Below are 13,356 nucleotides of genomic sequence, written 5' to 3'. Positions count from 1 at the left end.
GGGGCGTTGTCGCTCAATGCTCGCCTATTACTTATAGGCGTCGCTCCATTGTTCCTAGCACCAAATTCTCCTGAATTAACTATATGCTGTTGTAATACTTATAGAATAAAAATTGTAGGGTACTATGCCCTAGGCTCTGTGAACAAAATTTAAATTACTAGATTTCGACTCTTTTTAGCTGCAAATTATAAGATTTTTTTGAAATAGAACTAACTATTTCGGCAAAAATCTTATTAATTTTCGCTTAAAAATACTCAAAATCTAAACAATTAAAATTTTGTTCACAGAGCCTAATTCAATCTGTTTCACTATACCAAAAAGATATAAGCTAAAGTTAGGAAGGAAAAATATCCAAACGAGTCGGTTATGGCGGTCAGGAATACACCTGAAGCAGTGGCAGGATCAATATTTAAATAATGTAGAGTAATTGGTATTGCCGAACCAAAAAGACCAGCAATTAAGAAAGTTAGGATAACGGCTATGGAAAAAACTAAGCTAATCTGTGGATCAGAAAGCATTACTAAGATTAACAATGCACCAACTAATGCCAATATAGAACCGTTAAATCCACATACAACCACTTCTTTAAGGAGTACTTTTAACACGTTATTATGATGGATATCTTTATTGGCAAGGGTTCTAACTGTTACTGTCATGGCTTGGGTTCCAGCATTTCCCCCCATAGAAGCAACAATAGGCGTGATAGCTGCCAATGTTATAAATTTGGCAATAGTCACACTGAACTGATTAATAATTATCGATGTCATACAGGCGGTAATTAGATTGACAAATAACCAAGGAAATCTATGTCTTACAGTATAAAATAGATTGTAGAATGTATCTTGGGTATAAACACCACCAAGTGACATTATATCTTTTTCTGTTTGTTGTTCAATGATGTAGAGCATGTTGTCTATTGAAATGGTACCTATTAATTTACCGCTTTTATTGACCACTGGTACAATTGTTAAAGCATATTGTTTGAAAATAAAGCTTAATTCACTTAAGTTGGTAAAGAGATCAGTAATTTTAAATTCAGGATTCATCAGCTCTTTTACTAATTCATCCCCCTTATGCTTAAGTAAAGTGCTTAGGAGTATACTACCTATAGGGCGATATTTATTATCTATCACAATAGCAGCATGAAAATCTTGGGCTATATGTTGCTGTCTAATAAAATCTATAGCCATAGCTACTGTCCAATCTTCTTGAAATGACACAAAATGTCTTTCAATTACTCTACCAACACTGTCTTCTGGATAAGTACACCCTTCGATAATTTGTTGTCTCTTTTCTACTTTGAGATTATCTAAGATCATTTCTTTGGTTATATCATCAAGATCTTCTATAACTTCAACAGCATCTTCTATAGCAAGTTGATTAATTAAATGTACAGTTTTTTCTATACCCAAATTTTGGATTATTAATGGTTTTCTACTTACACTAAGCTGTACTAGAGTCTCAGGCTTTAGTGTATCTTTTAACAAGGGAAGAATTATTTTATATGTTCTATGATTTACATTATCTAAGAAATCTGCAAGATCTGCATAATGGAGATTAGTCATAATCTCCACGGCTTTACCAACCTCATCATTATTCAGAAGATTATTAATTTGTTCAAATGTTGCATCAAATTGGTTTTGATGGATCGGTAACATATTTTTTGGTGGATTCTGCATAACTCCTCGTTTAGTGCATATTCTGGATAACGAGTTATCTAGAATGCAGTTATATACTCAAATGATTTGGAGAATTGGATTTGAAAATGAGGAGCGGAAATACCCAGCGTACGTGAGTATTCAAGTCTCTGATATTTTCAAAGAACAATTCTTCGAATCATTTGAGTATTAATGTAGAAATAATCAGGTTATTTTAACATGTTAGGTTTTATAAGACAACTAAGTTGAAACATATAGAATTGGTGCGGTCGAGAAGACTTGAACTTCCACTCTGTTAAGAACAACCCCCTCAAGGTTGCGCGTCTACCAATTTCGCCACGACCGCATTTAATATAATTATTTCAACAATATCTTAGACTTCTTCAGATATCTGCTATAGCTTCCTAAGAAGGATCGCAAGGATTATATCCGTTGTTCTAAGATAAGGATAGTGCCTAATTCAATCACTTTTACTATAGCTTGAATTTTGGCTATATATAGCAAATTATTCTATATATATCAACATATATACTCAATGAAACTCAACAATATGATGAATAAAAAATCTGCTCACCAAGCGTCTATTAGCTAGACCACGTAGTGGTCGTGGCAATCCATTATTCTTGCTTCGTCGGCTACGCCTTCTCGCAATGATGAAGGAATTATATAGAACATTAACGGGTTAGCTATAAATTAGTTTTAAAAGCAGTTGTATTTTTACTAACACAACTGATTTTACTAAATTAGGACGCTTGGCTATTTCTAGAGCGACCAGAATAAGGCTTTTTATCGTTATTATTACGAGGAAAATAACTTTTTCTACCATTATTGTTATTGTTGCTATTATTACCATTAAATGGTCTTCTACGATTCTTATTTCCGGTCATTTCTTCTCTTGAAGTACTCTCGCCTTGGTTCATTAGACGATCAATAGCTTTCCACCTAATATTATCTTCTGGCGAAATAAAGGATAATGCACAACCTGAAAGACCGGCTCTACCAGTTCTACCTATTCTATGCAAATAATCTTCTGGAGACATTGGTAGGTCATAATTGATCACATGTTGTGTATGCGGTATATCTAAGCCACGAGCCGCAACATCTGTTGCCACCATAATTCTATGGCGAGAAGAGCGAAACGATGCAATTACATGATCCCTTCTACCTTGTGTTAAATCACCATGGATAGCTTCAGCTTTGTGATCTTCAAATTTTAACATTTTTGCCAACTGATCGGCGCCACGCTTAGTTTTCACAAAAATAATTATAGAGCCATCACGTTGGTTTAATTGCTTTATAAGCTCAGGGAATTTCTCTTTATCAGAAATTCGCAAAGTTTCTTGTTTTATTTGAGAAGCAGCCTGAGTAGTTGAACCAATAGTAATACGTTTAGGGTTAATCACATATTTTTGCGATAGTGCAATAATATGTTTTGGCATAGTAGCTGAAAACATTAAAACCTGTCTTTTTTCAGGTATATATTTATTTATTTCTTCCAACTGTTCTTTCATGCCCATATCAAGCATTCTGTCCATCTCATCAAGTACCACTAATTGCACTGTGTTTAATTTTAAGGTGCCACGTAGTAAATGATCTATAATACGACCCGGTGTTCCAATAACCACTTTAGGATTTGCCTTTAGCTGCGTAAATTGTTTATGCATTGGTTCACCACCTATTAAAACCGCACTAGGAAGCTTAATTTGAGTAGTTACATTAGTTAAAGTAGTACGTACTTGACTAGCTAATTCCCGAGTTGGTACAAGTACCAAAGCCATTGATTTAGTCTGTATAAAAGAATTGACGATTGGTAGTAAATAGGCAAGGGTTTTACCCGAGCCAGTTTGACTAGAAGCAAGAATATCACTACCTTGCATCGCAATCGGTATAGCCTCTCTTTGAATTTCTGTAGGAGAGGTGATGTTCATCTGTTCAAGTGATATAATCACTTCGTTTGGTAAATTAAAATTTTTCATTATTAAATCCAATGTTATTTATCGTAAATTAAAAATACTCAAATGATTTGAGGAATTGGAAGGTAAACTGTAATTAGACTCCAACTCTTCAAAGCATCTGAGTGAGCATATATTCTATACCTTAAAAAAGAATAAGTTTATGGTTAAGTTCTTATGTTATAAAGCGGGTTATTAATTGTTGTATAGTAAAAGCGGCTGTAACTATAAATACAATCCTATCATAGATACTCTTTTGCTTTGAAAATCCATTTCCCCAAATCATTCGAGTATACTTAAAATAGTCCAATAAAATTACAGCTTTACTTACAGTGAACACTGAATTATAAAAGATAATGCACAGAGTGTATAAAAAGATGATACTACCCAAAATTCACTAGTTTAATAACCACTCATAAATTTTGAGTAGTTGCTTGTAGTTTTAAATAAATATTATTTTATTTGCAGATTAACAGCAGAAATTTTCCCCTTATTGTCTTCTAGATCAAAGCCTACACTTTGACCTCCATTAAGATTGCGGATCCCGGCACGCTCTACAGCCGAGATGTGAACAAAAACGTCACTCCCACCATCGTCTGGTTGAATAAAACCAAAGCCTTTGGTTGTATTAAACCATTTGACCTTACCTACTTTAGTAATCATAAAAACCTTTTAGTATAGAGTTACTTATCTGAACTTAATTCGAACTCTTCCGTAGAAATTAAACCCAACAACTGGCAGACAGAAATAAGGCTTTCATGCTATTAAAGAGTTAATTATTAAACTCAAGAAACATGGTACTCCTTTTTTTAATAATTGTCAATAAAGGATAAGAAAATATCCATAGATTTTATAATTTTTCTTTGAAACATAGACATTTTAGCACATTTTCTTATTAATTACGTTATACGAGTACGTTGGTAACGAATACGATAAAAACTAATATAAAGTAAAGGGGTTACATAAAGTGTTAATATCGAGCCAACAGCGATGCCTGTTACTAGAACCATAGCCATTTGAAAACGACTATTGGCATAATTCCCACTATCAAAGAAAAGCGACAATAAACCAATACTCATAGCCAGAGAAGTAATTAAGATGGCTCTGATTCTTGATGTGGCTCCTGTTACTATTGATTTTATCCCTCCTTTCCCCTGATGCATTGCACTACATAACAATACACTATGCTTAGTCATTAATCCCGCTAATGTGATAAGTGATATTTGAGTATAGATATTTAACCCCCCTTGAGTAAAATATAAACTCAATAAAGCTATACTTAAAGCTACTGGAATTCCTCCAACTAAAATAACAAATGATAGTAGTAAATCGTTAAAGCGGGCGAACATTAATAAGTAGAGTCCAAATACAGATACTAAAATTAGCAATGTAAATGATGACGTTGAATCTATAAGCATTTTCGTTTGTTCACTATAGCTAATATCACTATCACTTGGCAATTTACCATTTAACTGATCAATAGAATGCACTGCATCTTGCAATTTAACGCCATGTTTAGCAGTGGCAATTACTTCAATAGAATATTGCTCATTATAACGCATAATTTGATTAACTGTATTCACCCTATTAATATCACATATATCCTTAAGCTGAATAAGCTCTTCTCCATTCTTCTGTGTTGTAACAAACATATTTTGTATATTACTTAGCATTTTACCAAATTTGGGGTCTGATTTAGCGACAACATCATAAGTATTATCATAATGCTTAAAGTTTCCTATCTTTCTAGCATTAAACAGAATATCTAAAGTATTTGATATATCTTTCTGACTTAAGCCATATTTGAATAACTTATCTTGGTTACAAGATACTTTATAATCTTGTACAAGTGAAGTGGCAATAGCTGTAACATTATTAAATAAATTCTTTGAATTAGCCTGTATAAAATGCACGGCTTGCCAAGCATTTTCCATGGATGAGTGGTTATTGACATAAAAGCTTAACTCAACGTTACCCTTTGCTGAACCAGTATTTTTTCCCTGGGCAAACTTCACTGAAACATCTCCACCAACCGCTATTTTTGCAATTTTAGCTTCAATGTCATGCAATGTCTGCACCGCTTTAGTTTTATCTTTTAATATTATCCAAACCGTTGAACGTGGCGATTCTTCAATATTCAAGGTATATTTAATATTATCATAACTATTGATTGTTTTAGTAATTTTTTCCATATAATGATGGATATAACTTAAATTTGTATTGGGCATAAAGATGTTGGTAAGTATAATCATATCTTTTTTTTCAAATGGCTCAATTTCTATTTTCATAGAGTTAACTGCAACATATGCACCAGACACTACAACTATAGTAACCAACAATAAAAATACTCTGGCATGACGTATAATAAAAAATAAAGAACCTTTATATTTGCCAGTAATCATATCCAGCATCTTATTAACAATTTGAGCAAATTTGCTTTCATGCTTATTATTTGCTAGTTTTAAAAATAATATGGGGGTTAAGGTAAACGCCACGATAAAGGACATCACTAAACAAGCAATAATTGACAAAGAAAATTCCTGTAAAATTTTTCCTACCTCTCCTTTAATGAACAAAATAGGGATATATATTACCACTAGCGTAAGCATCAATATTAAAATAGATAAAAAGAGGTTATAAATTGCTTGCAATATACTAGTTAAAGCATTTTTACTTTCCCGATAGTAATGCTCAGCATTTTCAATCACTACAATAGAATCATCGACCACCAGCCCTATGGCCAAAACCATTGCCAACATCGTTATTGAGTTGAGTGTAAAACCACACAAATATAGTATAATAAAACAAGCGGCAAGTGAGACTGGAATTGCACAAATTGCAATAATTGAATATCGCAATGATCCCATTAGCAGTAACACAATTACTGATACCAATAACACCGATTCTAACAAGGTTTTTTTTACTTCTTGAAACGCTTGTAAAATATCTTGGCTATCATCGATAACAATTTTAAAAGTTAATTGAGGGTTAGCTTTTTCGTAATATTCTAAGAAATGTTTTACATTTTGTGATACATCGACTGGATTGGCATCTGACTTAGCAAAAATACCTAATAAAATAATTTTATCCTTACCAAAATAGGCAAAGCTAAGTGCCTCTTTATCTGATATCGCAATGCTAGCAATATTTTTTAGCTTTATAGCCACATTATTACTTTCCAGATTGATGTCACCAAAATCACTTAACTTATTGATGGTGGTATCAAAAGAGATATACTCCGTTTTATATTGATTTGATAATTTACCACCAGAGAAATCGGTGTTTTGTAGCGTTAACGAAGCAAGGACACTATCTAAAGGAATATAATATTTTGCAATTTTTTCTGGATCAATATCGATATTAATCACTTTTTCTGTCACGCCAAAACCAGATGAGTTGGCTACACCATCTACATATTTAAGCTTTTTTTTAATTGTCTCAATATCCTCAGCAGTAACTAACAAATTATTATTAGACCCCACAGCAATATACATCATTGGTAAAGCAGAAAAGCTTTCAGTGGAAATTATCGGGTCTTTAGCTCCCTCTGGCAAGAGAGCCTTATTTTTTAGTATCAAATCTCTAACTTGGTTAATTGCTTGTTCTATCGGAACTTTCTTGGTAATACTTAACGTTATTTTACTTTCTCCTAGCTGACTAACAGCAAGAATCGACTCAAGACCATCAACATGTGAAAAAACCTCTTCAAAAGGTTTAGTAATGTATTTCTCTATCAAATCCGGTCTGACGTTCGGGTTGATGATCGAAATGTAAATATTTGAAATAGGTATATTGGGTAAAAGTTGAATTTTTAGCTGCAAATATGTGTATATACCAAACAGTACCACCACAATATTGATCACCATAAAAATGCTACTATGTTCCAACAATTTTTTTATCATAAACCTGTTTTTATGATGCTTTCTTATATGGTGTTATTGTTTTCGTCGGTACAACCGGTTTTTTTACTGAAATAGTGGACTTGGTTTTGGTGCTTAAGCCATCTTCTTCCTTAATAACTTTAGGGGTAGCTCCTACTACTGTTTCTCGACTAATTACCTGAACAGGAGTTGTAGTTACAAGTTGAGTCTTGTTCTGTTTTTCTCCTGATATGTTAGTTTCAACAACTTGATTAGTTGGCGATGATGTCAAATCACCTACACTACCTACACTACCTACACTAGATATACTAATTGAACGATTGCTTCTAGAAGTTACACTACTGTTATTATTACTATTCAATGGTGTACTGCTTCCCTGTATCTTTTTCATTTCATTGTGCGTTTTAGCTAACTCTTGATTGGCTGCTTTTACTGATAAGTTTTGTTGATTAACGGGCTGTCTCCGGACTCCCGGAACATTCGCCTTCTTATTTAGTGGCACCTTTGTTTTTCTCAAAGCTTGCAAAGCAAGAGCATCCCCAGTCATATATTTAAGTGCTTGCATCTCTTTCTTTATTTCGTCTTCTTTTTTTTTGAATTCTTGACGAAGCCGTGCATGCTCATCCTGAAGATTTTTTAGATCGTCAGCTCTTTTCTTATTATTTTTTATAGAAGCTCCCCGAACTTTCTCATGCTCTTCCTCAAGATCTTTTAGCTCTTCTTTTCTTACTTCTGAAGAAGCCTTGCTCAGCCTTATCATAGCCAGCATCAAGCTTTGTTAGTTTATCAGCTCTTTTTTTCTCAGCCGTTACTAAACTTCTTTGCTCAACGGCATGCTTATCCTGAAGTGTTGTTAGCTCTTTGGCTCTTTCTTCCTCTTTTTTCTCAAAGAATTGCTGACCATTCTCCTGCTTCATGTTCAACTCTTTTAACTTCTCATCTATTTTTTCCACATTTTTTGTGAGTAACTTACCAGCCTCTGTACGTTTATTCAGTATATCTTGTATCAAGTTATTTTTGTCATCATCCTCTTTTTCAAACTTTTTCTGAGCAAGTTTAAGTTTGTTCTTAGCTTCTTGTATTTGTTTATCTAATGTTTCTTTGTTATGACTACTCCTGTACTTCACCTCAAGTTTCTGTATATCATCAGTTAGTTTCTTCGCTTCTTTTGTGAAGGTTTGACAATCAGCATCACGCTGAACCCTATGTTCCTGTACCTCTTTAATCGTGTCCTGCTCATATTTAGCGTAGACTCCCTGAAGGTTCGTCTTTCCCTCTATACAATCTTGTATCTCTTGCATTCTTTCTCCATCTTTTGTTTTGAAGTTTGTCCGAGCACTCGCATGCTTATCCAGAAGTGCTGTCACCTCTTTCAAAGGCTCGCAAACCAGCTATTTGCTTCTCCTTAAGTACTTGTATCGCTTGCTCTCTTTTTTCCTCATTTTTTTCGAAATTCTCTACATCTTTTTTACGCTGACTGTCATTCTCTTCTATCTGTTTAGTTATTTGATTCTTTAAAGCTTCTTGGGCTTGTCCAGTAAGCAGTGCACACTGATTCTCAAGCTCTTTTATCTGCTTAACTCTCTTTTTTTCTTTTATTTTGAACTCTTGCACATCCTGTGTACGCTCATTATCAATATCTTTCATCTGTATTTTTATTGCTTCCATTTCTTTTGTTAAGATTTTCACACCTTTAACATAGTCATCATCAATATTTTCTATCTCTTCTCTTATTTCCCTTTCTTCTTTTGCTAATAACTCCACATCATTAGCATGATCATTATCAATAGCTTCTACTCGCTCATTTATAGCTTCCTCTTCTTTTACAAGAGCCTCCACATCCTTAGCATACTGACTATTAATATTTTCTGCTTGCTTATCTATCTCTTCCTCTTCTATGGCTAAAACTTCCTCTTTCTTAGCATGTTCATCATCAAAAACCTTTATCTCCTTGTTTACTGTATCATCTTTAACAGCTACTAATGATTTTTCCTTCTCTACTATCGTAGCTTCGTGGGTCTTAACTAACGCATCTTTTTCTTCAGTCACAGTTACTATCTCAGCTTGTGCAGCTTTAAGATCTGCAGCCAACTTATCTTGCTCAGCTTTGGCAAGTAGTTTAGCATCTTCATAAGCCTTAACCGCTGCAGCTTTTTCTTGCTCCGCTGTAGCCAGCTTAGCCTGAGCTTCAGCCTGAACTTTTTGCAAATTATCTTGTTCAGTTTTGACAAGTTGTTTAGCATCTTCTAATGCTAGTGTATTCTTTTCTATCGCAGCCTGTGCATCTTCTTTCTCTTTAGCCAAAACTGCTATCTGTGCTTTCGATTCTTCATTAGCCTTCTTAGCATATTCTAATGCTAGTGTATTCTTTTCTATCGCAGCCTGTGCATCTTCTTTCTCTTTAGCCAAAACTGCTATCTGTGCTTTCGATTCTTCATTAGCCTTCTTAGCATCTTCTAATGCTAGTGTATTCTTTTCTATCGCAGCCTGTGCATCCTCTTTCTCTTTAGCCAAAACTGCTATCTGTGCTTTCGATTCTTCATTAGCCTTCTTAGCATCTTCTAATGCTAGTGTATTCTTTTCTATCGCAGCCTGTGCATCCTCTTTCTCTTTAGCCAAAACTGCTATCTGTGCTTTTGACTCTTCATTAGCCTTCTTAGCCTCTTCTAATGCTAGTTTATTCTTTTCTATCTCAGCCTGTGCATCCTCTTGTTGTTTATTCAAAGCTGCTAATTCCGTCTCCTTCTCTGCCATCGCAGCCTGTGCAGCCTCTTAAGCTTTAACCGCTACCTCTTTCTCTTGCTCCGCTGCAGTCAAAGCTGCTGTCTGTTGTTGTTCTTTCTCAACCGCTGCAGCTTTCTCTTTCTCCGCTGCAGCCAAAGCTACTGTCTTATCTTTTACAGCTTGCTCCGCTGTAGCCAAAGCTGCGTCTCTTGTAGCCAAAGCTGCTGTCTGTTGTTGTATAACTTGCTCCGCTGCAGTCAACTCTGTTGTTCTTGTATCCAAAGCTACTCTTTGGTTAGCCAAATCTGCGTCTTTTGCAGCCAAAGCTGCTGTCTGTTGTTGTACAACTTGCTCCGCTGCAGTCAACTCTGTTGTTCTTGTATCCAAAGCTACTCGTTGGTTAGCCAAATCTGCTGCTTGTGTAGTCAAAGCTGCTGTCTTATCTGCTGCAGCTTTAACCGCTGCCTCTTTTTCTTCATTCAAAGCTGCTATCTGTGCTTTTGACTCTTCATTAACCTTCTTAGCATCTGCTAAATTCTTATCCTTCTCTGCTATCGTAGCTTCGTGGGTCTTAACTAAAGCATCTTTTTCTTTAGTTACAGTTACTATCTTAGCCTGTGCATCTTTAAGCTCTGCAGCCAACTTATCTTGCTCAGTTTTGGCAAATAGTTTAGCATCTTCGTGAGCTTTAACCGCTGCAGCTTTCTCTTTCTCCGCTGCAGCCAAAGCTACTGTCTTATCTTTTACAGCTTGCTCCGCTGTAGCCAAAGCTGCGTCTCTTGTAGCCAAATCTGCTCGTTGGTCAGCCAAGTCTGCTGCTTGTGTAGTCAAAGCTGCTCTCTTAACTTGTGCAGCGTTATCTACCTCATCTTTTGCAGCTTGATCTGCAGCATTTTGTTGTCGAGGCAAAACTTCTGTCTGTTGTTGTGTTTTTTCAGTAGCCTTTGCTAATACCTTGTCCTCCTTTGGTACTATAGCTTCAGCTGCTTTAACCTTAGCCTGTGCATTCTTTAATTCTGGTTCTTGAACCAAACTTCCCATCTGTTGTTGTGAACCAGCTCTATTTTGTTGAGCCTGCTGACTAAATGAATTAGTTTTTATCTCAGGTTGCTTAGATAATTGGGATTCTAATTTTTCTAGTTTCTCAAATGCTAGTTTTTTCTTCGTGTATTCATTATCCAAATTACTTATGTTGTTTTGCAATTCTGATAATCTCTTTTCAGCTACTTCGATATCCTCATGCAATTTCACAATATTTTCTGAAGGTGCTTTCCGTTCTAAATTCACTTCTTCCCTTTGACCAATTTGGCTGTCTGGTTGCTTATTATCATCTGAAATTATTGCTTGTTGACTAGAATTCCCAGTTGCCTGACTTGGTGATTGGTTAGTTTTAGTATTTTGATCTTTTGTAGTAATATCAAGATTTTCATCATCATTTACATGTTTTTTAGAATCCATTTGAGAGTTTGTATCCTCTTGAGTAATACGCTTATTACTACCAATATATTGTTCTGGGGTAGGATTATTACTAGGAGCAGCTCTTTGTCCAGTACTTGATGAAGAATTTGAGCTATTATTATCGTTACTATTCTTATCGTTATTATTATTTTCGGAATCTTCTAGCTCTGCAGCTTGCTTCGCCACTTCTTGCTCAAGAGCCTGTTTTTTCTTGTTTAGTGTCTGTATTTCCCCAGCTTGTATTACATTCATTCTCCTAAGTTGAGCTGGATTATCAACCTCAGCAGCATGAACAGAACTACAGAATAATAGTATCATAAGAAAGTATAGTTTTTTCATTTATCTAATTAATATTTGTTTTAGTTTTTCAATATAAATAAGGGGAAGGTTAACATTACCCTGTTATTAACTATTCTATAATATAGCAGATTTTTATGTTCCACTAATAGCTATTTTCATTATTTTTATATTATAATTCTGACTTAGTTGTTTCATCTTCAATCGAAACCTTAGCCCCATCATGCAATCCCTTCTTTCCTGAAATAACCACTTGATCATTCGGTTTAATACCACTAACTATCTCTACACTTTGACTATCACTATCACCTATTTCAACCCTTACTTTTTTAGCTATATTATTCTCAATAACATAGACAAAATAATAGGATTCAAAAAAGATAGCTGAGTTTGGTAATTTTATCCTTTGCTTATTGCTATTGAAAACAACATTTACATTAACAAATAAGCCAGGCGTGATTGAATTGTCATCATTTGGAATAAACGCCTCAATATAGACTGAGTGATTCTTATCTTGAGCAATTTCTGAAGTTTTAAAATCGCTTAGTTTAAGGGCTAAATCTAAAGCAGGAATATAGATGTTAACATAACTATCCGGTGAGCTTTTAAATTTTTGATAGTCGCTTTCATCGAGATCAAATGCAACCTTGATAATATGAATATCATAAAGAACGGCTATTTTATCCTTTTGTGTAACAAGTTCTCCATCAGCAACAAGTTTTCGTTCAACAATGCCACTTAACGGAGCAACAATATAATGATTGGTCTTGTCATCAAGTAATGCATAATATTTATGCTTAGCATCAAGATATTCTATGCGGTGGTTTACATATTCTGTATAGCTAATGAGATTCTTATCCGATAGCTGTTTCATCGCATTAGCTTTTTTCTCTTTAAGACGATACTCTTCATTTGCCAGTTCAATCAGGTAGTCAATTTGCGTGGTATCTAATACTGCTAAAATATCACCTTTATTGACATAACTACCTATCGGCAAATCAAGCTCTTTAATTCCCCCTGTTACATTGACTTTAACTGCATGTGTTTCATATGGCAAGGTTTTGCCTGTTGTAACCAATATATCATTTGTTTCCTCTGAATATTGAGCCTTAACCACCTCAACAGGAACCATGGTCGCTTGATTATCAACTTGCTGAGCGGGGATTTGTTTATCATTTGCTTTTTTGATAAAAACTATCACCACAACAATCGCTGTTATAACAAATAATATCCCATATATAACTTTTCTTCGACTTATTAACGCCATATCTACCTGCCTTATGAGTCGTAAGAAAACAACACTTACAAATTAGTTTCTTATAACTCTATGTTATTTAATTAAACACACTATGATTTATAAGAGTTATTATTTTACAACTCCTAAAA

9 protein-coding genes and 1 tRNA gene are annotated in these 13,356 nt (G+C 34.6%); all 10 read right to left on the bottom strand.

Annotated elements, in window-relative coordinates; genetic code table 11:
• Positions 1-308: 308 nt before the first annotated feature.
• Positions 309-1,679, bottom strand: a complete 1,371-nt coding sequence (mgtE, locus tag AAGD42_RS01300; protein ID WP_341752973.1) for a magnesium transporter — start codon at positions 1,677-1,679, stop codon at positions 309-311.
• A gap of 240 nt (positions 1,680-1,919) precedes the next feature.
• A tRNA-Leu gene (locus AAGD42_RS01295) sits at positions 1,920-2,004 on the bottom strand.
• A gap of 397 nt (positions 2,005-2,401) precedes the next feature.
• Entirely contained in the window at positions 2,402-3,634 is a 1,233-nt protein-coding gene (locus AAGD42_RS01290) for a DEAD/DEAH box helicase (protein ID WP_341752972.1), read from the bottom strand.
• 429 nt (positions 3,635-4,063) lie between these two features.
• Positions 4,064-4,273, bottom strand: coding sequence for a cold-shock protein (locus AAGD42_RS01285; RefSeq protein WP_250311867.1), 210 nt, complete (start codon positions 4,271-4,273; stop codon positions 4,064-4,066).
• 236 nt (positions 4,274-4,509) lie between these two features.
• Positions 4,510-7,512 (bottom strand): efflux RND transporter permease subunit, encoded by a 3,003-nt coding sequence (locus tag AAGD42_RS01280; RefSeq protein ID WP_341760745.1) that lies wholly within the window; start codon positions 7,510-7,512, stop codon positions 4,510-4,512.
• A 10-nt stretch (positions 7,513-7,522) separates the two neighbouring features.
• Positions 7,523-8,251, bottom strand: a complete 729-nt coding sequence (locus tag AAGD42_RS01275) for a hypothetical protein (RefSeq protein ID WP_341752970.1) — start codon at positions 8,249-8,251, stop codon at positions 7,523-7,525.
• A complete protein-coding gene (locus AAGD42_RS01270; protein ID WP_341752969.1) occupies positions 8,193-8,792 on the bottom strand; it encodes a hypothetical protein in 600 nt (199 codons plus the stop codon). Before AAGD42_RS01270 ends, AAGD42_RS01275 begins: the two co-directional genes overlap by 59 nt.
• 46 nt (positions 8,793-8,838) lie before the next feature.
• Entirely contained in the window at positions 8,839-10,245 is a 1,407-nt protein-coding gene (locus AAGD42_RS01265) for a hypothetical protein (protein ID WP_341752968.1), read from the bottom strand.
• Positions 10,246-10,263: 18 nt separating this feature from the next.
• Complete coding sequence (locus tag AAGD42_RS01260) at positions 10,264-11,991, bottom strand: hypothetical protein (RefSeq protein WP_341752967.1); 1,728 nt, start codon at positions 11,989-11,991, stop codon at positions 10,264-10,266.
• Between the two features lie 151 nt (positions 11,992-12,142).
• On the bottom strand, positions 12,143-13,237 hold the full coding sequence (locus tag AAGD42_RS01255; protein ID WP_341752966.1) for an efflux RND transporter periplasmic adaptor subunit: 1,095 nt from the start codon (positions 13,235-13,237) through the stop codon (positions 12,143-12,145).
• Positions 13,238-13,356 lie beyond the last annotated feature (119 nt).

Source organism: Candidatus Tisiphia endosymbiont of Dioctria linearis (assembly GCF_964026545.1).
In the GTDB taxonomy this organism is placed as follows: domain Bacteria; phylum Pseudomonadota; class Alphaproteobacteria; order Rickettsiales; family Rickettsiaceae; genus Tisiphia.
Note: the sequence above shows the minus strand (reverse complement) of the source record. Positions and strands in the feature narration are given on the sequence as shown.